The 21,291-nt window shown below is 64.5% G+C and carries 28 protein-coding genes and 1 pseudogene; 17 read left to right on the forward strand and 12 right to left on the reverse strand.

Translation table 11 applies throughout. The annotated features are described in order from the left end of the window. Positions 1-50 precede the first annotated feature (50 nt). A complete protein-coding gene (locus ABIG06_RS29175; RefSeq protein WP_370139510.1) occupies positions 51-836 on the forward strand; it encodes an SDR family NAD(P)-dependent oxidoreductase in 786 nt (261 codons plus the stop codon). 22 nt (positions 837-858) lie between these two features. Here ABIG06_RS29175 and ABIG06_RS29180 read toward each other — a convergent pair whose 3' ends face one another. Beyond that, positions 859-1,095 (reverse strand): DUF6894 family protein, encoded by a 237-nt coding sequence (locus ABIG06_RS29180; RefSeq protein ID WP_124158999.1) that lies wholly within the window; start codon positions 1,093-1,095, stop codon positions 859-861. Positions 1,096-1,447: 352 nt separating this feature from the next. Beyond that, positions 1,448-2,500 carry a hypothetical protein gene (locus tag ABIG06_RS29185; RefSeq protein ID WP_370139511.1) on the reverse strand — a complete coding sequence of 351 codons (1,053 nt, stop codon included), beginning with the start codon at positions 2,498-2,500 and terminating at the stop codon, positions 1,448-1,450. A 345-nt stretch (positions 2,501-2,845) separates the two neighbouring features. Here ABIG06_RS29185 and ABIG06_RS29190 point away from each other — a divergent pair, with 345 nt between their 5' ends. Next, entirely contained in the window at positions 2,846-3,442 is a 597-nt protein-coding gene (locus tag ABIG06_RS29190) for a L,D-transpeptidase (protein WP_370139512.1), read from the forward strand. 62 nt (positions 3,443-3,504) lie between these two features. Here ABIG06_RS29190 and ABIG06_RS29195 read toward each other — a convergent pair whose 3' ends face one another. Beyond that, on the reverse strand, positions 3,505-3,936 hold the full coding sequence (locus ABIG06_RS29195; RefSeq protein ID WP_370139513.1) for a COG4315 family predicted lipoprotein: 432 nt from the start codon (positions 3,934-3,936) through the stop codon (positions 3,505-3,507). Between the two features lie 118 nt (positions 3,937-4,054). Then, positions 4,055-4,519, reverse strand: a complete 465-nt coding sequence (locus tag ABIG06_RS29200; protein ID WP_370139514.1) for a MarR family winged helix-turn-helix transcriptional regulator — start codon at positions 4,517-4,519, stop codon at positions 4,055-4,057. Between the two features lie 106 nt (positions 4,520-4,625). Between ABIG06_RS29200 and ABIG06_RS29205 the strand changes: the two genes are divergently transcribed. Beyond that, positions 4,626-6,548, forward strand: coding sequence for an FAD-binding monooxygenase (locus ABIG06_RS29205; RefSeq protein WP_370139515.1), 1,923 nt, complete (start codon positions 4,626-4,628; stop codon positions 6,546-6,548). 127 nt (positions 6,549-6,675) lie between these two features. Beyond that, positions 6,676-6,957, forward strand: coding sequence for a hypothetical protein (locus tag ABIG06_RS29210; RefSeq protein ID WP_124159005.1), 282 nt, complete (start codon positions 6,676-6,678; stop codon positions 6,955-6,957). 95 nt (positions 6,958-7,052) lie between these two features. Here ABIG06_RS29210 and ABIG06_RS29215 read toward each other — a convergent pair. Then, positions 7,053-8,014, reverse strand: a protein-coding gene (locus ABIG06_RS29215; protein ID WP_370139516.1) for an IS630 family transposase whose coding sequence is annotated in 2 segments (ribosomal slippage) — positions 7,053-7,678 and positions 7,678-8,014 — 963 coding nt in all. Because the reading frame shifts where the segments join, the coding sequence is not laid out codon by codon here. A gap of 251 nt (positions 8,015-8,265) precedes the next feature. Here ABIG06_RS29215 and ABIG06_RS29220 point away from each other — a divergent pair. Next, entirely contained in the window at positions 8,266-8,445 is a 180-nt protein-coding gene (locus ABIG06_RS29220) for a hypothetical protein (protein WP_124159006.1), read from the forward strand. 72 nt (positions 8,446-8,517) lie between these two features. Then, a complete protein-coding gene (locus ABIG06_RS29225; protein ID WP_124159007.1) occupies positions 8,518-8,838 on the forward strand; it encodes a hypothetical protein in 321 nt (106 codons plus the stop codon). A gap of 21 nt (positions 8,839-8,859) precedes the next feature. Here the strand turns inward: ABIG06_RS29225 and ABIG06_RS29230 are convergent, their stop codons facing one another. Further along, positions 8,860-9,204: a DMT family transporter gene (locus ABIG06_RS29230; RefSeq protein WP_124159089.1), complete on the reverse strand. Its 345-nt coding sequence runs from the start codon at positions 9,202-9,204 to the stop codon at positions 8,860-8,862. A 180-nt stretch (positions 9,205-9,384) separates the two neighbouring features. Continuing rightward, positions 9,385-9,687: pseudogene (locus tag ABIG06_RS29235) on the reverse strand (O-methyltransferase); the annotation flags it as partial. A 262-nt stretch (positions 9,688-9,949) separates the two neighbouring features. Here ABIG06_RS29235 and ABIG06_RS29240 point away from each other — a divergent pair. Both ABIG06_RS29240 and pdxY read left to right on the forward strand, forming a co-directional pair. Further along, positions 9,950-10,591, forward strand: coding sequence for an FMN-binding negative transcriptional regulator (locus tag ABIG06_RS29240; protein WP_370139517.1), 642 nt, complete (start codon positions 9,950-9,952; stop codon positions 10,589-10,591). A 40-nt stretch (positions 10,592-10,631) separates the two neighbouring features. Then, entirely contained in the window at positions 10,632-11,450 is an 819-nt protein-coding gene (gene pdxY / locus ABIG06_RS29245; protein WP_370139518.1) for a pyridoxal kinase, read from the forward strand. 4 nt (positions 11,451-11,454) lie between these two features. On the opposite strand, the gene ABIG06_RS29250 is transcribed toward pdxY, so the two are convergent. Beyond that, the gene (locus ABIG06_RS29250; protein ID WP_370139519.1) at positions 11,455-12,762 is read right to left on the reverse strand and encodes a hypothetical protein; all 1,308 of its coding nucleotides are present in this window, start codon (positions 12,760-12,762) and stop codon (positions 11,455-11,457) included. Between the two features lie 50 nt (positions 12,763-12,812). Between ABIG06_RS29250 and ABIG06_RS29255 the strand changes: the two genes are divergently transcribed. From ABIG06_RS29255 to ABIG06_RS29265, 3 genes are all read left to right on the forward strand, one after another. Further along, complete coding sequence (locus ABIG06_RS29255) at positions 12,813-13,223, forward strand: hypothetical protein (protein WP_370139520.1); 411 nt, start codon at positions 12,813-12,815, stop codon at positions 13,221-13,223. A 169-nt stretch (positions 13,224-13,392) separates the two neighbouring features. Continuing rightward, a complete protein-coding gene (locus tag ABIG06_RS29260) occupies positions 13,393-13,647 on the forward strand; it encodes a hypothetical protein (RefSeq protein WP_124159011.1) in 255 nt (84 codons plus the stop codon). Between the two features lie 200 nt (positions 13,648-13,847). Then, on the forward strand, positions 13,848-14,768 hold the full coding sequence (locus tag ABIG06_RS29265; protein WP_370139521.1) for a DMT family transporter: 921 nt from the start codon (positions 13,848-13,850) through the stop codon (positions 14,766-14,768). A 6-nt stretch (positions 14,769-14,774) separates the two neighbouring features. On the opposite strand, the gene ABIG06_RS29270 is transcribed toward ABIG06_RS29265, so the two are convergent. Both ABIG06_RS29270 and ABIG06_RS29275 read right to left on the reverse strand, forming a co-directional pair. Continuing rightward, on the reverse strand, positions 14,775-15,125 hold the full coding sequence (locus tag ABIG06_RS29270) for a zinc ribbon domain-containing protein YjdM (protein WP_370139522.1): 351 nt from the start codon (positions 15,123-15,125) through the stop codon (positions 14,775-14,777). 110 nt (positions 15,126-15,235) lie between these two features. After that, positions 15,236-15,409, reverse strand: a complete 174-nt coding sequence (locus tag ABIG06_RS29275) for a hypothetical protein (RefSeq protein ID WP_018644642.1) — start codon at positions 15,407-15,409, stop codon at positions 15,236-15,238. A 168-nt stretch (positions 15,410-15,577) separates the two neighbouring features. Here ABIG06_RS29275 and ABIG06_RS29280 point away from each other — a divergent pair, with 168 nt between their 5' ends. The 6 genes from ABIG06_RS29280 (at position 15,578) to ABIG06_RS29305 (ending at position 18,750) form a co-directional block, all read left to right on the forward strand. Then, entirely contained in the window at positions 15,578-16,030 is a 453-nt protein-coding gene (locus ABIG06_RS29280; RefSeq protein WP_370139523.1) for a pyridoxamine 5'-phosphate oxidase family protein, read from the forward strand. A gap of 117 nt (positions 16,031-16,147) precedes the next feature. Next, positions 16,148-16,507 (forward strand): c-type cytochrome, encoded by a 360-nt coding sequence (locus ABIG06_RS29285; RefSeq protein ID WP_370139524.1) that lies wholly within the window; start codon positions 16,148-16,150, stop codon positions 16,505-16,507. Positions 16,508-16,719: 212 nt separating this feature from the next. Beyond that, complete coding sequence (locus tag ABIG06_RS29290; protein WP_370139525.1) at positions 16,720-17,124, forward strand: VOC family protein; 405 nt, start codon at positions 16,720-16,722, stop codon at positions 17,122-17,124. A gap of 62 nt (positions 17,125-17,186) precedes the next feature. Beyond that, positions 17,187-17,858, forward strand: coding sequence for a cell envelope biogenesis protein TolA (locus ABIG06_RS29295; RefSeq protein WP_370139526.1), 672 nt, complete (start codon positions 17,187-17,189; stop codon positions 17,856-17,858). Positions 17,859-17,980: 122 nt separating this feature from the next. After that, positions 17,981-18,295 carry a hypothetical protein gene (locus ABIG06_RS29300; protein ID WP_370139527.1) on the forward strand — a complete coding sequence of 105 codons (315 nt, stop codon included), beginning with the start codon at positions 17,981-17,983 and terminating at the stop codon, positions 18,293-18,295. A 176-nt stretch (positions 18,296-18,471) separates the two neighbouring features. Further along, positions 18,472-18,750, forward strand: a complete 279-nt coding sequence (locus tag ABIG06_RS29305) for a hypothetical protein (protein ID WP_124159018.1) — start codon at positions 18,472-18,474, stop codon at positions 18,748-18,750. A 151-nt stretch (positions 18,751-18,901) separates the two neighbouring features. Here the strand turns inward: ABIG06_RS29305 and ABIG06_RS29310 are convergent, their stop codons facing one another. Next, positions 18,902-19,696, reverse strand: a complete 795-nt coding sequence (locus tag ABIG06_RS29310; protein ID WP_370140935.1) for a transglycosylase SLT domain-containing protein — start codon at positions 19,694-19,696, stop codon at positions 18,902-18,904. Positions 19,697-19,944: 248 nt separating this feature from the next. Next, positions 19,945-21,150, reverse strand: coding sequence for a calcium-binding protein (locus ABIG06_RS29315; RefSeq protein WP_370139529.1), 1,206 nt, complete (start codon positions 21,148-21,150; stop codon positions 19,945-19,947). Between the last annotated feature and the right edge of the window lie 141 nt (positions 21,151-21,291).

A 21,291-nucleotide genomic window follows, 5' to 3' on the forward strand; every position in this document is an offset into this window, starting at 1 on the left:
TCGGTCCAGGCGGTGGGCTAACCTGCCGCTCCCCAGCCTCGGAGCACGACATGAGCCTGTTCAGCACGCCCTTCGATTCCGCACGCGACACCGCGCTCGTCACCGGCGCAGGGAATGGCATCGGCCGCGCAATCGCGCAGGCACTGGTCGGTGAGGGCGTGCGGACGGTGTTTGCCGATGTGAGCGCGGAGCGGGTGCATGCCGCGATCGGCGCGAGCGAGAGGCCCGCACTGGCCGTGCCCTGGGTCGGCGATCTCGCCAGGCTCGAGGCCTGCGATGAGCTGCTGGCCGCCGCATATGCCGCGCTGGGCGAGGTCACGCATTTCGTCCACAGCGCCTCGCCGCCGCGGCGCGAGGCCGATCATGCCCTCGCGGTCGATCGCAGGACGTGGCAGGAGATGCATGCCGTCAATCTCGATGCCGGCTTTCACCTCGGGCGTGAACTCGCAAAACGGCTGATCGCGGCGAAACGGCCGGGCTCGTTCTTGTTGCTGACCTCGCTGCATGCGGGCACCCCGCGCAACCTGCCGCATTATTCGACGGCCAAGGCGGGGCTGGGGATGCTGGTGAAGGAGCTGGCCAAGACGTTTGGCCGCCACGATATCCGCGTCAACGCACTGGTGCCCGGTGCGATCGCGGCCGGTGGATTCGTTGCAGATCCCGCGCTGGCGCGGCACATTCCGCTCGGGCGTCTCGGCGAGGCCAAGGACCTCGTGCCGATGGCGCTCACGGTGCTGTCGAACAAGCTCTCCGCTTACGTCACCGGCGCCGCCTTCGTCGTTGACGGTGGATTGTCGCTGACGAATTGGTTCGAGCCGCCGACGCTTGAAGATTAAAGATCCAGTTCGCTTGAAAACGCTATGCCTGGCGTTGCCAGGCCGGCACCGGATCGAGCGGCGTGCGATAAAGCTCGTTGTGATCGCGATCGGTGACGCGCACCGCGCAACCCTTTTGCTGCAGCTCCGGCTTCACCTGCGACAGCTCGCACGCCAGCTGATCGGCGCGATCGGAGGCAACCTCGATGTCTTCGAGGATGATTCCCCCCTGGTTCTTGAACTCTTCACCAACCACAAGATCGAAATAGTAGTAGGGCATGTGGATTCCCCGTGTGACGATCTGAGCTTCAGTGCAAGTCTCAACACATCTCGGATGATACCACTGAGTCGATAGCTGCCGAATGAACAGGCCGCGCAATCTCTGTGCTTATGGCGCAGAAATGATGTGCAACGTGTGAGTGCGTTAACATTTTATTAAATATGCTTGCGCGACCATAACGCATGGAATTGCAGCAGAACCGGGCTCCGGGAACCGGCAGCTGCAAGAGAAGGCCGGCGGCATAGATCCCGACGGCCTTTTCTCTTGAGCGAAAGATGCGCGGCCTCGCTCCCGTAATCGCCCGGACTCAACCTATCACACCGACTCGGACAGCCTGCGCGACGTTGTCGCTTTATCGCAGCGGCATTGGCGGGCGCACGACCGGCCCATCGTCATCGGCAACGGCTTGTGTCGTCGTGACCGGCGCGGCTGGTGGTGAGGCCGCGGCAGACTGCGACGGCGGGGGCGCGAGCGGCGTCGGCGCATAAGCCGGCACGTAGGTCTGCGACACGGCCGGCTTCGGTTTGCGAACCGGCGGCGCCGGAGGCCGCGGCGGAAGCACCGACGCGCGCGCGCGGGGATCGACCGGTGGCTTCGCCTCGGCCTGGGGCTTCGGTGCCGGTGGCTTCGTCATCTCACGCGCCATCTGCTCCTGTCCCGCCTTCAGCTCGGCGATGTTGGCCTTGAGCTGCTCGATCTGCTGCGCCATCGCGGCGAGATCGCGCGTCATCGATTGCATCGACTGCGTTGTGTCGACGGGCAGTGTCGGGGCAGGCGCGACCGCGGCAAGCTGAGCGGCGGGCGGCGTCGCAGATTGGTCGGCCGCTTGATCCGAAGTGGCTTCCACCGTGGGCGGTGCGGCCTGCGAGGCGGCCACGGGCGTGGTTTGCGATGTCGCAGGTAGCAGCGAGGTCGCGGGTATCAGCGAAGCCAGTGCCGGCGTCCATTCGGCCAGCATTTGCGTTGCCGTGTCGCCGTGCTTCTCCCACGCGATGCTGGCGGCCACGCTGGCGCCGGCAAACAGGAACGCGACGAACGCACCGCGCAGCCACTTGCCGAGCGAGGATCGCTTCTGCACGACAGGACCGTCGCTGGACGTGACGCGGACAGCCGTGTCGACAAACGGTGCCGCGGCGGGCTTTCCGTAGACGACGTGGATGATGGGCTCGGGCGCACGCGCCTGCTCCGGCGTGAACTTCGGCTCCGAAGTAAGCTTGGGCTCCGGAGTGAACCTGGGCTCCGGACGCGGCGCGATCTCCGGTGCCAGCGCAGGGGACGCGCTGGTGGGCCGCGAGGCCAGCACGATCTCGGGAGAGATCTGAACCGCGTCGTGTGGGTCGTTGTCCTTGACCGTGTCCTTCACGATCTCATCGACAATTTGCTTGGCATTCAGCGTCGCGAGCATCGCAACTCCTTTGAAGCCTAGTGTTTGAAGCCTAGGTCGTCCGCATTGGCGCGGCGCCGATCGGTTGAGGTGAGCCCATCCCGAGCCCCGTGGCGCACGAGTCCAGCCGGGTTTGACCAAAGCAAGGCGAGGGGATGGAGATGATGCGACGGTCTTCCGCCGTTTGTGGTGATGGAACCCGGCTGATCGAACACGCGCACGTGTTCCTCTCCCGCCTTGTTTTCAGCACGATTTTGGCGATATGTGGCGGTGCTGGGGGTGCTGCGATCCGCTATCGGGGGGCCGGCGGTGCCAAGATCTCTACTCGTTTTGTTCGTCGCAGTCTTGTTGCCGCTTGGCGGCTGCATGCAGACGACACTCTCGCCATCGACAGATGCGAGCATGACGCCGCGCGACCGTCAGTTGCTGGCGCATACGCCTTACGCTCAGGCGAAGGTGCCTGAGCAATATCTCCGCCACATCGTGGACTACCACCGCAAGGAACAGCCAGGCACGATCCTGGTCGATACGGATGCGCGCTACCTCTATTATGTGCTCCCCGACGGCAAGGCGATCCGGTACGGCGTTGCGGTCGGCGAGGAAGCCATGGCGTTCTCCGGCGTCGCGCGGGTCGGCCGCCTGGCGGAATGGCCGGACTGGGTTCCGACGGCGGATATCCAGGCGCGGCTCGGACCGTATCCGGCGCGCGTTCCCGGCGGTCCCGCCAATCCGCTCGGCGCGCGGGGCATCTATCTATATGTCGGCAACAAGGACACGCTCTACCGCATCCACGGCACCAATCAGCCCGAATATATCGGCCAGGCGATCTCGTCCGGCTGCATCCGGATGCGCAATGAGGATGTCATCGATCTCTACGACCGGGTAAAGCTCAATTCGACGGTCGTGGTGTTGCCGCCAGGGCAGAACGCGCAGGCGCAGACGGGCGTGGGCTGGCGCGGGTGAGGGCTTGTGCGGATCGTTGCATTCCGTCGCAGGATCGTCCGTCATCCGCCGATGTTCTCGCCCTAGTTCTCGGGCCGCGCGATCCGCCATTGCAAGGTCGTGGCATTGCCGTTGGTATCGCCCGGCGCCTTGTCGGCGGGTGAGGTGTAGAGCGGACGATAGCGGTACGCCCACATCTTGCTGCCGTCGTTGCGGCTGATCACGGTGAAGTCGCCGACGGCCCTGGCGTCGGCCGTCGCCGCCAGCGGAACCCAGCTCTCGGTGCACTTGCCGTTGCAGTTCGACGTCTTACCCGTGGTGTCGCGCTCGTAAGTATAAAGCGTCATGCCATTGAGATCGACGAGCTTTGGGCCCTGTTTGGTCAGGATTACCTTCGCCGGAGCTGCCGGCGCCTCGACCTTCGGCGGAGGAGGGTCGCCGCCGCCGTGGCCGCCTGCGACTGCATGACTGGTCGAGAGCGTCATGGCTGCGGCCATAACGAGGAACCTGAGCATTCCGAAACTCCGCCCCGCAAAGTTAATCGCGCGTTAAGCGCCCAATGCGGCTGACGTTAGCAGGCGAAGGTTAGTTCCTGGTTTCGTGCGCTGCGACAATGACCGATGCGGTCCGGGATCAGACCTGAACGTCGCGCAGCGGGGCCCGGCTGAGCTCATTGCCGGCGGCAATGGCCTTGCGCAGCAGCCGCATCAGCTCCTCGGCCTCCTTCGCGCTGAGGCCACGCAGCATGATGCGCTGCGCAGATTCGACGGCCGGCGTGATATTGCGCAGCGTACGCCGGCCTTCATCGGTGATTTGAAGCTCCCGCGCGCGGCGGTCGCGGCTGGAGGGACGGCGCTCCGCGAGGCCCTTCTGTACGAGGCGATCGATCACGCCGGTGATGGTGGTGCGATCGTAGGCGATCAGTCCGGCGAGCGTCACCTGGCCGAGCCCCGGATTAGCCTTGATGGTCGCGAGCGCGGCGTATTGTACCGGCGTAAGATCGAATCCGGCGTCTTCGACCTCGGCCAGGAACACCGCCACCGCGATCTGCTGGAAGCGGCGCGCCAGATGCCCGGGCATGTCGTTGTTGTCTTTCACCGAAGTCTCCGCGGAGGGCAGGGAGGTTTCGAGGGTCGTTGACAAGTATACTGATAGTCAGCATACTGAGCAATATCCAAACAAAAATTTGGCGGGAGAGGTGCTCATGCAATTCCATCTGAATGGATTTCAGCCGGGCGATCCCGAAATTGCCGATCCCGCCGAGCGCGTTCAGGCATCGGGCGCAACGGGCGCCCTGCCTGGCGAGGTCGATGTTCTCATCGTCGGCTGCGGGCCTGCCGGCCTGACGCTCGCCGCCCAGCTTGCGCAATTCCCCGACATCAAGACCTGCATCGTCGAGCAGAAGCCGGACCGGTTGCTGGTGGGTCAGGCGGACGGCATCGCCTGCCGCACCATGGAGATGTTCCAGGCCTACGGCTTCAGCGAGCGGGTGCTGAAGGAAGCCTATTGGGTCAACGAAACGACGTTCTGGAAGCCGGATGAGCGGACGCCGGAGAAGATCATCCGCAGCGGCCGGGTTCAGGACGTCGAGGACGGGCTGTCCGAACTCCCGCACGTCATTCTGAACCAGGCGCGCATCCATGACCATTTCCTCGACGTCATGCGCAAATCGCCGGCGAAGCTCGAGCCGTACTACAGCCGACGGGTGCTTGATCTCCACGTCGATCCTGCCGGTGATGCCGCCGATCATGCCGTGACCGTGCGCCTCGAACGCGTCGATGCCGCGAACGAGGGCCGCATCGAGACGATCAGGGCGCGCTACGTCATCGGCTGCGACGGCGCACGCAGCACCGTGCGTAAATCGATCGGGCGCGAGCTGCACGGCGATTCCGCCAACCATGCCTGGGGTGTGATGGACGTGCTGGCGGTGACCGACTTTCCTGACATCCGCTTCAAGTCGCTGATCCAGTCGTCCAAGGACGGCAGCCTGCTGATCATTCCGCGTGAGGGCGGCTACATGGTCCGCATCTATGTCGAGCTCGCAAAACTCGATGTCGGCGAGCGCGTTGCGAACCGCAACATCACCGCCGCCGACGTGATCGCCAAGGCGCAGCGGATCCTGAAGCCGCATACGCTCGACGTGAAGGAGATCGCCTGGTGGTCGGTCTACGAGATCGGCCAGCGCCTCACCGACAAGTTCGACGACGTGCCGGAGGCCGAGACCGATACGCGCCTGCCGCGCATCTTCATCGCCGGCGATGCCTGCCATACGCACAGCCCCAAGGCGGGGCAGGGCATGAACGTCTCGATGCAGGATGCTTTCAATCTCGGCTGGAAGCTCGCTGCCGTGCTGAGGAGGCAGTGCGCCCCAAGCCTGCTGCATTCCTATTCGGCGGAGCGCCAGGCGGTCGCGAAAGAGCTGATCGATTTCGACCGCGAATGGGCAGGGATTCTCGCCTCCTCCGCTAAAGCCGGCGGCGCCGATGCCGCCAAAACGCAGGACTATTTCGTCAGGCACGGGCGCTACACCGCGGGTACGGCTACGCATTACAGGCCATCGGTGCTCACGGGCGCGGCTTCTCATCAGCACCTCGCGCAAGGCCTCATGATCGGCAAGCGCTTCCATTCCGCGCCGGTGATCCGGCTGGCGGACGCCAAGCCGGTCCATCTCGGCCACGCCGCGCAGGCCGACGGCCGTTTCCGCATCTACGCGTTTTCACCCGCGGAAGATCCTGCGGCCGCCGGCTCGGCCATTCGCGCGCTGTGCGGCTTCCTCACCGAGGCTCGGGAATCGCCATTGCGGCGATACACGTCTGCTGGCGCCGACATCGACAGCGTGATCGACCTGCGTGCCGTCTTCCAGCAGGATCATCGTCAGCTTGCCGTCGCGGCGATGCCGTCGCTGCTGCTCCCGCGCAAGGGCCGCTATGGTCTGATCGACTACGAAAAGATGTTTTGTCCGGACCTCAAGGGCGGCCACGACATCTTCGCAATGCGAGGCATCGATCGAAAGAGCGGTTGCATGGTCGTGGTGCGGCCGGACCAGTATGTCGCGAATGTGCTGCCGCTCGACGATTATGCCGGGCTTGCATCGTACTTCGACCGCTTCATGCTGAAGGTGCTCTGACTGCCGGCGTCGAGTTCCCTGCGCTTACAATTTAAGAAAGATCTTCGCGGGCAGATTTCATCGATCGTAAGATGTGTACCCAAAGATGTAAGCATCCACTCGGGGCAGCGGGGCACGGGAGGATGAGATGAGACAGAGCCAGGCGGAGACGCGCCGTCAGCAAAATGTCGCGAAGCGGTCGATGACCAGGGAGGCCAAGCAGCTCACCGGACTGATTGCCGGATTGCGCAAATCCCTCGAAGCGATCCACAAGGAACGGGCGAGCACAAAGCTCACGGGTGCCGAGATGGGTGTGCTCGACGAGCGCCGCAACAATCTGCTGCTCACCATTGCGGCCCTCGATGACCGCCTTTCGGCGGTGCAGGGCCTGATCAATCTCGGCCGCCCCCACATTATCCGCGTGCATTAAAGCGCGATGATTTGGATGAATCGTCATCGCGCTTCAAGCTGCTTTTTGCGCATGATCTTTCCGGAGGACCGCTCCGCACCTTTCCGGGTCATGCTCTAGAGCGTTAGCCGATCAGGTTGCAAATAGCCGGCGGCGGCGAAGTAGTTTTTGGATTCAGTGGGCGTGTAGGTGTCGACGATGCGCCCGATCGCGTCCCAAAGGCCGCCGACGGTACGTTCGGCGGCCTTTCGCAAGTGCGCCTTGAGCTTGGCGAAGGCGTTCTCGATGGGATTGAGGTCGGGGCTGTACGGCGGGAGATAGAGGAGCGTGGCGCCGGCCGCCTCGATCATCTCGCGTATGCGTGGCCCTTTGTGGCTGGACAGATTGTCCATGATGACGATGGCGTGCTCGGGCAGCTCGGGGACGAGCACTTTTTCGACATAGGTCTCAAAGGCGTCGCGGTTGATGGGGCCGTCGAGCACCCAGGGAGCGATGATGCCGTGCGTGGTGAGAGCAGCTACGCAGGTTGTCGTTTTCCAATGGCCGTGCGGAATGGCGGCGCGCAGGCGTTCGCCGCGCCGGCAGCGGCCATGTGTCCGCGCCATGTTGGTCGATGCCCAGGTCTCGTCAATGAAGACGAGGCGATCCCGGTCGAGCTTGTCCTGACGCTCGCGCCAAGCCTCGCGCCCCTTCAAGACATCCGGACGGTCCTGCTCTGCGGCATGGGCAGTCTTTTTTTGCGCGTGATCTTGTGACGCGCGAAGAAGCGGCGGATCGTGCCATAGCCGAAGGATAGGCCTTGTTTGCTCAAGCTATGCCGCAATTCCTCGATGGTAATATCGGGCGAAGCCTCCAGCAGAGCCATGATCGTCGCCTGATGGGCATCAATGCGGTGAGACTTGCGGTCGCCGCCTTGGGCCTTCGGCAGAGCATCGCCTTGCTCCCGCTCGCGCGTTCGCCAACGGCTTACGCTCGCCGGACTGACGCCAAATCGCTCGGCAGCCTGCCGGCCTGAAACGCCCCCTTCAATACAGCCGAGAACGCGTTCGCGAAGATCCATCGACAGCGGTTTCGCCATGCCCGCCGGCCTCCAGTCCCCGGCAGACAGTTTGAATCATTAAACCGCTGATTTGGGAATCCCAAACGATTCAGTCAGGTAGGCTACCGCTCTAGCGCCGATCCGACGCAGCAGGATCGGCTCCGTTGCCGATGCACGGGGCCGGCCTACCGTCTGCGGATGGCACCAAATTGCCACGCTCCCGGCGAATTGCCGCCAAAGCCCGCTGCCACGACGAGGTAGGGCGCAGGGCGACGCAAAGGGGATGCGAATTGGCCTACAAAATGGTCGCAGAACGCGACAACGAGAAGTACAGCTTCGCCCGCGAGAGCCGGTTGGTCATCGTAGCGAAAGCGAAAGTGTGGGCGAGCGAGGGGTGGCGGGTCGTCATCACCGACCAGGACGGCAAAGCCTACGCCCCGCCCGAATTCGATCAGCTGTCGGCGGCGTGATCGCGAGACGGGCGAGAGGACGACAATTTGACGTCGCAGTTTCGATCCTGGTGCGACCTGATCGCGCCCTCGATGATGCTTGCGGCCGCCGCAATGCTGACGGCGACGGTTGCGGCCGCGCAAAATCTCGATGCCGGTAAACCGCCGGCGAAGCTCTTCGCTGAAGGCTGCGCGACCTGCCATCGCAGCCCGCGCGGCTTGGCCAAAGGCCGCTTCACTCTGACGCTGTCCTGGTTCCTGAAGGACCATTACGCAACCAGTGCCGACTCCGCCAAAGCACTCGCCGCCTACCTCGTGTCGGTCGACGAGTCGCCGCCCCGGGGGGCGGCCAAGGCTGGCGCAAAGTCGTCTCGATCCGCGCCACGTCAGCCCAAGCCGGTGCAGAGCCAATAGGCGTGCCGGCATTGGCCGCCATCAACGCACCGTGGTGTCCGAGAACAGGTTGATGACCACGACCCCGGACACGATCAGCGCGATGCCGACGAAGGCTGCGGCGTCCAGTATCTGGCGGAACAGCACGAAGGAGACGGTGGCGGTCAGGATGATGCCGACCCCGCCCCAGATCGCATAGGCGATGCTCAACGGGATAACCCGGATCGCCACCGACAGCGCGTAGAACGAGGCGACGTAGAACAGCACCATCGCCAGCGTCGGCCAGGGACGGGTGAACTGGGCGGACTGCTGCAGGAACGCCGACGCGGTGACCTCGAACACGATGGCGAGGGCGAGAGCCGAATAGGCGTTGAAGACGGAGCTCATGCGGAGACGGGGCCGACGATGGCTGACATATGACGGCGCGTACCACGCCGGGGTGACGTGCCTGCGACAGCTTGGAGCGCGGCACAAAGGCTCCGCGGTCGGACCGGATGACCAAGCCGCCGCGCAATGATTCGCGCAGCGGCTCCGTGACACAGCGACGGTCGAACGTGGCTTCAATTCGATCCGCACCGAAAGCTCGACGTCGTCGGCGAAGGCCGTGGGCATATAGCCGCTTCCGGACTTGCGCATGCGGGAGAGATAGTCTGGGCTGTCGTCGGCGTTGTCGGCGACGACGATCGCGCCCGGCTCGAGACGGTCTTCGACCAGATCGAGGATATCCGGGTAGAGCGCCTTGGCACAGTCGAGCAGCACGAGATCGATCGATTCTGGCAGATCGGATTTCAGCGTCGTCAAAGCATCGCCTTCGTGAATGTCGACGAGATCGATCACGCCGCCGGCCGAAAGGTTGTTCCGGGCCCGCGCGCGAAGCGCTGCCCAAAGCTTCGGATGCGACGCGCACCATCGCCGGCGACCTGATCACGAGGACGCTGAGCGAAGTCGGCAAGAGTTTTTCGGAACAGATGCGGATTGAGGCGGAGATCGCATGTTTTGCGCCTGTCTTGCGAGGTTTTCGCGGCGCTGAGGAATTGCCGGCAGGCGGTCGAAGGTCGATTGTTGTTCAGATTTCGGGGGATTATGGGTTAGCCTCGCCGCGTTCGTCATCCATTCATCGAGTCCTCGCGCCATGCACGTTCTCCGCGCCCAGTTCCGCATCGAGACGCAGCGCGCGCTGGAATTTGCCGCATCTCGCGGCTTCGGCGTGATCGTGGCGACGGACGAGCGCGGTCCGCGGGCCTCGCACGTGCCATTCGTGCTGATCGAGCGCGACGGGCACACTGTCGTACAGATTCACTTCACCGCCAAAAATCCGCTTGTGGCGCTGGCCGATGGCAGCAGACGATTTCTGCTGATCGTTACGGGCGACGATGCCTATGTCTCCAACGACTGGTATGCCTCACGCGACAACGTCTCGACCTGGCTTTACGAAGCGGTGCACCTGTCGGGCGTGGCTCATCTACGGGGGCTCGACGAGAACCGCGGACACGGCGATGCGCTGCTCGCAGTCTCCGAGGCGCGCTTACCCAAAGAACCCTGGGACCTCACGCAGATGGAGCCTGGCAAGCGCGAGAGCATGCTGGCTGCGATCCGCGTCGTCGATCTCGTGGTGGATGAGGTCGAAGGGCAGGCCAAGCTCAACCAGCACAAGAGCGATGCTGACCATGTCGCGGTCGCCGATCGATTGGCGCGGTCGGAGGAGTCGGGTCACCGGCGGCTGGCGCGCAAAATGCAGGCGCTGCGGGAGGGGCTTGGATACGAGATGCCGTAACGCTTGCCCCGCGCAACGTTTGACCTTACGGACCTTCCTCATGCTCGTTATCTCCATTCAGAGCCAGGTGGTGCACGGCCACGTCGGCAACAGCGCGGCTGCCTACGCCATGCAGGCGGAGGGCGTGAATGTTGCGGCGGTGCCGACGACGCTGCTCTCCAACCATCCACGCTATCCGAGCCTGCGCGGGCGGGTGCTGGAGACCGAACTCGTCGCCGATCTCCTGAAGGGCGTCGAGGAGCGCGGCCTGGTCGACGAGGCTGCGGTGCTCGTCACCGGCTATCTCGGCTCGTCCGGCAACGCCGCCGTGATCGCCGATTTCGTCGAGCGGGCGCTCGCGCGGAATCCGAAGCTGGTCTATCTCTGCGACCCCGTGATCGGCGATGACGGCCGCGTCTATGTGGCGGATGGCATCTTGGACGTGGTCCGGCACCGGCTGCTGCCGGCGGCAAACGTCGCGACGCCGAATCAGTTCGAGCTCGAGCTGCTCTCCGGTCTCACCATTGCCGATGTCCAGGGCCTCCGCGCGGCGTGCTCCGCGCTGGCAGGGGCGGGTCACATCGACGTCGTGGCCACCGGCTGCACGCTCGCTGACACAGTGGCGGGGCAGGTGGAGACGATCCTGTGCGCGGGCGGGCGATTGTCCCGCTTTGCGACGCCGCGCCTGCCGATCCGGCCCTACGGCACCGGCGACCTCCTCACCGGGCTGATCGCCGCGCATCTGGCCAAGGGCGAAGCGATGGAGTCGGCCGTACGGCTTGCGGTCGACACGATCTTTGCGGTGCTGGTGCGCACGCAAGAAGCCGGCTCCGCCGAGATACGGCTCGTGCCGTTGCCGACGCGCGGGCCCGACGCCTGAGGGTTCAGGTCGCGGGCTTGAGGGCCGATTGCGCCGATTTCTGCTGCTTGGCCGGGGTCTTCTGCTCGCGTGCGGCGTGCGCCTTAGGCGGCTTGGCGCTGGCGGCAGCCCGCGTCTTCTTCGGCTTGACGTTCGCGGCTTCCTTGCTGTCGGTCGCAACGCCGCGGCGCGAGATGTATTCCTTCCCGTCGATCGGGCCGACATGCGGCGGATCGCGGCCAAGATAGGGGCGGCCGATGCCGAACGCCTTGCCGTTGGCGTCGACCCACTTCCACAGGATCTCGGTCGAGACCCAGCGCTGCGCGCGGTTATCGCCCTGGGTGCTGACGATGTCGGCCGCCATGCCGTGGCCATAACCACCGCGCGTGCTGCCGCCATGATAGGAGCGGTCGGAGGCGGCCTTGAGGCCGCTCGCGATCGACTGGCGATAGTCGTCGCGGAATGCGCTGGTGATGCCGGGCGACAGGCCGGCGGCTTCGGCCGCGAGCAGCGTGCGGAACAGCTTTTTCTTGAAACTCTTGTCCATGCCGCCGATGACGTAGTCCATCATCGACATGCCGGCGCGCTCGGCCGCCTTCGGATCCTTCCAGCCGAAGTCCTGATCGACAAGCTTCGTGAAGCTGCGCATCACCGTGACGGTCTTGCCCTTGCGCTTGACGGTGACGGCGCGCCGTTCCTGAACCTTGATCGTGTCCTCCTTGGCCGTGCGTTGATAGAGCGCCCAGAGGTAGCGGTCGATGCAGGCCTCCATGACGAAGCATTCGTCGAGCACGGCGACGGTGTCCGCCGGCGGCGAGGCCTTGCTTGCGGGCGTGACGGGGCCGCTCGCGATTGCCGCAGGCGACAGTGCGTCCGTCGTCACGATCTCGGTGGGATCGGCGGATGCGAGCTTGACGGGCTCTGGCGCGGGAGCAGGGGCAGCCTCGCCGACGATGGCTTCCGGTTCAGGCGAAATCTGCGGCGCGGGCGCCGCTTCTGTCGGCAGGATCAGTGCCGGGTCGGCCGAAGCGAGCTTGATGGCAAAGGCGAGCCCCTCCGGCGTTTCCTGCGCAGTCGCCGCCGGGGCAGGCGCCGCAGCGACGGCGGCGGCGATGTCGGCGGTCAAGGCGATGCCGTCCTCGATCGTTGCAGCGCGCGGCACGTCGGCGAGGTCAAGGCGACCGACATCCTTGACGTGCGAGACAGCAGCCGCATTGGCACCGCTGTTCTCGATGAGGGCAGGCGCATAGGCGGAAAGAGACAACACCAGCCAGCCGGCGAGAACGGCTGAGGGACACGATACCGCCACCAGAAGAGACCGCCGATCGTTCATGATCCCCTGCCTCCAAACGGTTCTGTCCGAACCATCTTGTTCGAACAGTCATGATGCAAACAGTTGACGAAACAGTCTTGCACGGAAAGGCACGCAGTTCGTCGATTGTTCGGGGGATGGTGTGGCGGCGCAATGGCGCAATCGGCGGATGCGGGCTTTTCGCGCTGGGTGTTGCCGAGCTGCAACGCGCGGTTCCACCCGGTGCTTTGCCCGAGGCCGTGCCGCAACTTTGCGGTCGCTGCTGCGTTGGAGGCGCCATGACGCATCCCACGCTTCGTCCCATGGACGCCTTCGATCCCGCCGAGCCCGCCATCCTGCACGATCGTCTTTCGGATACGATCATCACCTGGACGGCCGATCAGGCCGATGACTATCGCCGCTCCAGCAGGCCCGGCGGGGACGGAACCGTGGCCTGGAAGACCTATGTCTTTGATGGTTGGGGCAACGTGCTCGGTGGCTGAGCACCGCCCACGGAAACGCCATGTCGCCGTCAGCGTGATTCGCCCAAGACCTTGTACGCATTAGGCAGATCGCCATGCGCCGCGCGCGATGTTGCAATGCAACAAGACATGTCGCAATGCAGCAAAACACGCCTAAATAGGCTCCGACCTTCCCCCTCGGAGCATCACCATGAACAAGAAGACGTTGTCGATCGCCGCCGCCATCCTGACCATCGTGGGCGGCACCGCCGCTTTCGCTGCCGAGTTGCCGACCTACGAGGCCAACGGTCTGCCGGTCTCCCCGCTGCAGGTGCGCGTGCTCGGTGCTCAGCATGTCGAGCAGCAGGTCGCCGCGCCCACCACGATCGCCTCGGTCCACCAGGCGAAGGTGCTCAGCCCCCGCAAGGTGACGACTGCGGACGTGACCACGGGCGCAGCCCGCTAAGCCTACGTTCGCCTGAGGCAGGTGGGATCTCGCGCTGACCGAGATTTCGCCGCCTCGTGCGGCCATTGACACTCCGCCGCCGCATGCGCATTGCGTGTGCGGCAATCACCGTCCTAACGCGGCTTCGTCGCGATGCCTGCGTGCCAGCCCTGCAGCCGCGTGGGTTGAGCGGCTCAGCGCGCCGACATATCGCTTGATCCATGGATCAGCGGACGAGCGGCGCTGACGCTCTCACTCAGAAGAACGACGCAGCGCCGGCACTGCTCGGCGTGGTCTGCGGCCTTGCCGCGGCGCTGTTCTGGGCGCTCGGCTTTGCCGCCACGCGGCACGGCCTCAAGATCGGCTTCACGCCGGTCGACCTGCTGGTGCATCGCTATGTCTGGTCGGGAATCGCGTTCCTGCCGCTGGTCGCGCGTGCGGGCATCTCCGATCTCTGCGGCATCGGCTGGCGCAGGGGCCTCGTGCTGATGGTGCTCGGCGGCCCCGTGATGTCGCTGATCTCCTACACCGGCTTTTTGTTCGTGCCGCTCGGCCATGGCAGCGTGATCCAGCCCTCTTGCGCGACGCTGGGAGGCCTCCTGCTCGCGGCGGTCGTGCTGAAGGAGCGGATCTCCGCTTCGCGCCTCGCCGGGGCGATCGTCATCGTCGGCGGCCTCGGCGTGATCGGCGCGGAATCGATCGGCCATATCGGCACCGACGGGGTGCAGGGCGATCTGATCTTCGTGCTCACCGGGTTCATGTTCGCCGGCTTCGGTGCGGCTCTGCGCGGCTGGCGCGTCTCCGCCGTGTCGGCTGCGCTCGTGATCAACGTGCTGTCGCTGCTGCTGTTGCCGCTCTACGTCGCAACCGTGGGCCTTGCCCATATTGCGGCGATCGGCGTGACCGAGAACGCCATCCAGGCGCTGGCGCAGGGCGTGCTCGCGGGGCCCGCCGCGCTCTATCTCTATGCCGTCTCGGTCCAGCGTCTCGGCGTGGCCCGCGCCGCGGTGTTTCCGGCCTGCGTGCCGGCGCTGACGCTGCTCACCGGCTGGCTGCTGCTCGGGGAGCCGCCGACGATGTTGCAGACGGCGGGACTCGTGACGGTGCTGTGCGGATTCTATCTGGCCCAGCGGCAAAGCTAGCGGACCTTACGCCTTCCGCACGAACTCCGACTTCAGATTCATCGCGCCGATGCCGTCGATCTTGCAGGCGATGTTGTGGCCGTCACTGGCGTCCTGCAGGCGGATGTTGCGCACCTTGGTGCCGCCCTTGACGACCGAGGACGAGCCCTTGATCTTGAGATCCTTGATCACGATGACGCTGTCGCCGTCGGAGAGCACATTGCCGTTGGCATCGCGCACGCCCGCATCCTGCGCCGTGTCCGGGGCTGCTTCCGCCGCGCCGCTCCATTCATGGCCGCATTCCGGGCAGACCCAGAGATCGCGGTCCTGATAGGCGTGCTCGGAGCTGCAGGCCGGGCATTTCATCGTGTCGGTCATGTCTGTCTCGTCTCAACGGTTCGTGCGCGGCGCGACCGTAGAGACGGGAACCGGGAAAGCAAGGAAAAGCTGCAAGCCGCGCCGGCCGCGGCTCGCCTGCCGGTGCGATATCACCGAAACAGCGCGACGAAGATCACGTAGAGCCAACCCAGGATGCCGTGGATGATTGCCCACAGAATCGAATGGTTGTTGGTGTAGGAGATCGCGATGGCGAGCGCCGAGCCGAATCCCACGCCGTATTTGGCGCCTTCGACCCGGACGCCGTAATAGCGATTGCCGTTCATGGTGATGCCTCCTGAACCATAACTGAGCGCAAGCCTAAGCGGTCGCCGTGATCCTGGCGAGCGGCATGATCAATGAGCCAACGTCGCCCGCGCGGGATTGAGCTGCGTCAACGGCATTGCGCGTGAGGGTCGTATCCTCTTGCGGAAATGACCACCGGAGGCCGTGCGATGGACAATATGCTCAGACAAAAAATCCAGGCCCTGCTGGACCAGCACCGCACGATGCGGATCGCAACCATTCGCCCGGATGGCTGGCCGCAGGTGACGACCGTTGGCTATGCCAACGAAGGCTTCACCATCTACTTCCTCTGCGGCATCGACAGCCAGAAGGCGCAGAACCTGTCCCGGGACGACCGGGTCTCGCTGGCGATCGACGACGACCCGGCGCAAGTGATGGAGATCACTGGCCTGTCCATGGCGGCGGGGGCGGTGGCCGTGACCGATCCGGCCGAAGCCGAGAAGGCAATCGCGCTTTTGATGGCGCGCTATCCCGAGCAGAAGGCCTCCGGCCTCACCGTGCCGAAACCTTCAGAGGTGCGGCTGATCCGTCTCACACCGACGGTGATCTCGCTGCTCGATTATTCCAAGGGATTCGGTCACACCGACCTTGTGACGTGCTGAGGAGGTGGGCGGCAAGCTGCGAAGGCGAGAGCGGCCATCCGCCCCTCGCTTGAGGCAGATCAACTAGGCCTTCCGGTGAAAATCTAGGCTGGGCCGATGTTTCAGTGAGGTCTGGCCATGTCGCACACTGTTCGAATCTACATCGGCATCGTCATCCTGATCGCCTTGTCGGTGCTGTTTCTCTTCAGCGTCGTCCACACCGCCGCGGGGGCCTCAAGGCCCGGCTCGCGCACGATCGCGGAGGGACATCGCCTGGCGCGGGCCTGGTGCCAGACGTGTCACGCCGTCGAGCCGCACATGACCGGAGTGTTCGACGAGGCCCCGAGCTTCCAGTCCATCGCGGACCGGCACGGCACCACCGCGCTGTCGCTCAAGGTGTTCTGGCGGACCAGCCACCAGAACATGCCGAACCTGGTGATCTCGCCGGAACAGGCCGAGGCGCTCTCGGCGTATATCCTGAGCCTGAGGGACGATTGAAGGCCCGGCCAGACGATATCTGCGAAAACAACCCCATGCACAGTAGACATCGCCATGGAATCGTTCGGGATTTGATTTGACTTCGGCAATACCGAATGACGTTTGACCTGTCGCGCAAAACAGGCGCATGACGTCACGGTGGAGTCCCCTCGACGTCTCGGCGTTTGGTGCGTAGCTTCCGCTCATCCGGAAACCTCGCCGACGAGCCCGCCATGACCTTCCTCCTCAACATCGACGTCCCGGACGTCGGGATAGCCACGACCTTCTACACAGAAGCGTTCGGCCTGACGGTCGGCCGCCGCTTCGGCGCCGACTTCGTCGAGCTCAACGGCTGGCCGGCGCCGGTCTATCTGTTGACCAAGCAGGCCGGCACGATCGGCGCCGGCGGCGATCGCCGGCGCTACCAGCGGCACTGGACGCCCGTGCATATCGACGTCATCGTTGACGACGTCGACGCCGCCGTGGCGCGCGCGCTCAGTGCGGGTGCGATCCTCGAGGCGCCCGCGCGCGATGCGCCCTATGGCCGGATCGCGATGCTGGCCGATCCGTTCGGGCACGGGTTCTGTCTGCTGGCGTTCAGCGAGAAAGGCTATGACGCGTTGTTGGGAAGTTCGTAGTTCGCGACCGGACTGCGCCTGCTACGATCGCCAGCGGACAGCGAAGCCAGAATCAGGGCGGCATGTCAAAACGAGCGAAAAGCAGATCGGCGAGGAAACTCAAGACCTACCAGACCTCGCTCGGCTTCTACGATCAGGCGATCGCCGCTCCCTCGATGAAGGCGGCGCTGCAGGCCTGGGGCGCCAGCTCCAACCTGTTCCATCAGGGCGTCGCGAAGGAGACCGAAGATCCAAAAATCGTCGCGGCGGCCATGGCGAAGCCGGGTGTCGTGCTCAGACGTCCGGTCGGCTCGGACGGTCCGTTCACCGAGAGCGCGGAGCTGCCGACCGATCTCGGCGAGAGCGAGGCCAGATCCGGGAGCGAGCGCAAAAGCAGGTCGAAGAGCAATTCGCGATCGAACAGGCGCACCGTCAAGCCGACACGGAAAGCATCGCGCAAGATCGACGATCAGGCAGCGCGCAAGGCTGCCGCGGCATTCGAGAAGGAAGAGCGGCGGCGCGAGGACGAGCGCCGGAAAGAGGAGGCTGCCCGCGCCAGGGAGCGCGCGCGGCGGGAGAAGGCTGTCGCGACAGCGCAGGCGGCGCTGGACAGAGCGAGGCGGGAGCACGAGGCGCGGGCGGAGGAGATCGAGGCCGAGCGGACCGCGCTCGACGAACGCACCGAGGCCGAGCAGGGCCGCTGGGACAAGCAGCGGATGAAGCTGGAGCAGGCGCTGCGTCGCGCGCGCGAGTAGAGCCCGCGAGTGCCGATCGACCGTGCATCGCTTCGTCCAGGCAGCGAGATCGCGGTTCCATCCCTATATGAGGTGAAGCCCCATATTGGTCTGTAATGCCTGAAAAGCCCTCGAAATCTGCAATGCCGAAATCTCAAGACCCGATGATCGCCAGATCGCGCCGCGCGGCGCCGGTCCTGGTATGCCGAAAGTGCCTGAAGCGCAGCGACGAGGGCGGCGACGTCAGGCGTGCGCTGAAGTCCGAACTCAAGGCGAGCAAGCGCGACGGTAGCAAGCCGGCAAAGCTGGTCATGACCGGATGCTTCGGCCTTTGCCCGAAGACTTCGATCGTGCTCGCGAGCGGCGCCAGCCTCTCGCGACAGGAATATGTGCTGGTCGCGGATCGCGCTCAGGTGCCGCGGGCGCTGGCGCTATTCGATGGTGACGGCGGCGCGTGAGGCTCGCGCGTGGGCGACGCTGGGCCGTGGCATGCCTGCTGAGATAGTCCGAGCTTCGTTCGCAACGACGCAGGGCCTTGGAAGAGTGGCATCGGTCATTCCCGCAAAACTCGTGCGCGAATTCGCTTGCCTTGCTGTCCGTCCTTTTGCACTCTGGCGGCAAGGAGACCAATGTAATGAAGAAAATGACCATCGCCTACGCGCTCGGAACGGCCCTGGTGCTGAGCGGCCTTGCAACATCGGCTGCCGAAGCAAAGCCGCGGAAGCAAGTGGTCCGTGCACCGCAGGAGAGGCTGATCGTCACGGCGCCGGTGCTGCGGCCCACGCCGTGGGACTACAACATCATTCCCCGCTACCGGTATCGCCCGGAAGACGACAAGGTCGATCCCTACGGTCCGCCGCTGGTGCCGTCTTACGTTCGTTACGAGGGATGGCGCTGGCCGTATTGGTGGTGAAGGCCACCGAACGCGGCTCATTGATAGGTGCGTAGGGTGCGACGGCGCAAAGCGCAGTTCGCGTAGCGTAACCCACCACTTCTGTTACCGCGGAGAAAAGAGGTGGGTTACGCCAGCAGCCGCACTTTGCGTTTGTGCAGGCTAACCCACCCTAAGGATCCTCCGCCGCAAGCCGCAGAAACTGCCGCTTCATCGCGTTGACCCTGGCGAGATAACCCGCGACGAGGTGATCACCGCAACGTTTCCCCGCGATCATCTGAAACTTGCGCCGCACATAGGCCGCTGCTGGACCCGCGCCGCAGAGATGGATGAAGGCGGCCAGATCCTGCTTCTGCTGCGCGCTCGCCTTCACATCGCCCGCGAGGGTGAGAACCACGGCCACCTGGCGGTCCAGATACACCGAGGCCAGCTCGACGGCGTGGCTCGGGATCGTACGGATGTAGAAGCCCGTGAACCCGCAGCCGGTCTGCGTGACCGCGTTGCCGCGGACACAGAACCGCGCGGCCTCCGCGAAGGCCGGGTCGGTCATCTGGAACAGGCCGACCGCGCTGGAGGCAGGACGGTAGATCGCCAGCGGATTGAAGCTCCATCGCCAGCGCCAATAGGTGCGCGCCACCGGATTGCCCGAGCTCTCGACCTGCGCCAGCGCGGCCAGCAATTCCGGCGTGACCGTCGCGGTGGAATGATTGCGGAAGAGGGGCCCGTATCTCGCCCAGGTCTCCGCCGGCTCCTTGTCGAGGACGTTGCCGATGAGGACGAACAACTCGGTCGGCTTGCGGATCAACTGATAGGCGATGTTCACAAGCGCGAGAGCCGCAAGCAACACCGCCACGCTGCCTGCGATGCGAACCATCCGCGGTGCGCGCGCGAACCTCGTTCGCACCCACCGGGCGCCACGCCGAACGCTGCGAAGGCTGGGCAGGAGGCTCTTGCTTTTCGTTGCCATGGCGTTGTGAGCGTGCAATTGCAGGAAACTGTGGACCTGGTTGACGCTGTCTACCCGACGTGAACCGAAACCGTAGCTTCCGCATCTTGAGAACAGCTCCAGGGCCATCCTTCGGCGGCCGTTTTGGGCGGGCTCGCCAGGACGAGGCCGTTCTAGAAGAAAACCCGCCTCGCCGGCGGGTTTTTGTTCTCTGCGAAGGAGCTCGTTGTGGATCAGTATCGCCTCGCTTTGCTCCCGGAGCAACCTGCTCAGATGAGGAAGTCGATCGGGTGCAGGCTCGCGGTCTGGACGCCGTCGAGCGTGATCGAATCGCTGGCGGAGAGATGAATCACGGCGTCGCCCGCGGCATTGTCGCTGATCAGTTTCGACAGCGCCGCCCAGTCCGCAAACCCGTAATCTTGCACATTGATCAGGTCGTGCTCGGTCACGGTGCTGCCGACCGCCTTGTTGCCCTGGTCGAAGTCGGTGATCAGGTCGTTGCCGGAGCCGGTGTTGAAGACGAAGGTGTCGCTGTTGCCACCGCCGGAAAGCTGGTCATCGCCGGCGCCGCCGTTGAGGATATCCCTGCCGCCGGTGATCGAGCCCGGCGTGGCGGGGGCATAGCTCGCGGCATCGCCATAGAGGTGATCGTGAGTTGCCCCGCCGGTGAGGATATCGTTACCGCCTTGGGCATTGCCGGACATGGTCGGTGCATCGCCGTAGAGCTCCGGGTGCGCAAAGCGGATGGTGTCGACGCCATCAAATTCGAGTGTGAGAATGTCATTCCCCCCTCGGGCATTGTCGGTCAGCGAGGTCACCGAATCTCCGTAGCCAAATCCGCCAGTCATGACGACCTCGGTGCCGAAGGTGAAGGTGATGTTGTCGTTGCCGCCATGCGCATCGCCGCCGATGGGGCCGATGGCATCGCCGCTAGCCGTCGCAAAGCCCTGCAGGGTGTCCACAGTGATATCTAGCATGTCATTGCCGCCCTGCGCCGTGCCGGTCATGGAACCGCCGGCATCGCCGGCGTACACATTGTCGTAGCTCCGCCAGCCCACCGCGCCGGTGATGACGTCGCTGCCGCCATGCGAATTGCCCGACATGTCGCCGACGACGTCGCCGAAAGCATGCGCGTTGGTGTACAGCGAGTCGTCATCGACACTGATCGTGTCGTTGCCGCCCCTGGCGTCATCGGTCATCGCCTGGGCATCGCCGACCACCAGGGCTGCGTTCCAGCCGTAGTTGAAGTTGACCGTGAGCGTGTCGTTGCCGCCGCGGGAGTGGCCATGCAACGTCGTGTCGTCCTCACCGAAGATCGTGACCTCTGCTTCGGGTTGGCTGATGGTCGCCGTCACGGTGTCGTTGCCGCCCCAGGCGTCCGTGGTGGTCGGAAAATTCGGGTCGCCGTGGATGGTTTCGATTTGACCAAACTGGTCGAGCAGGACGTCGATGGTGTCGTTCGGCAGATATTGCATGGCGTAACTCCCATTTCATTTGTCGGAAGCCGGTCTGACGCCTGCCGAAGTTTTGCAGGACGCGTTGTTGACCAGGCTTCACGGAGACGAATCTAGTTCTGGTCGATGGCAGGGGTTTGCTGGAATTCGGGACAGAGTTCG

Source organism: Bradyrhizobium sp. USDA 326, assembly GCF_049739485.1.
Classification (GTDB): Bacteria; Pseudomonadota; Alphaproteobacteria; order Rhizobiales; family Xanthobacteraceae; genus Bradyrhizobium.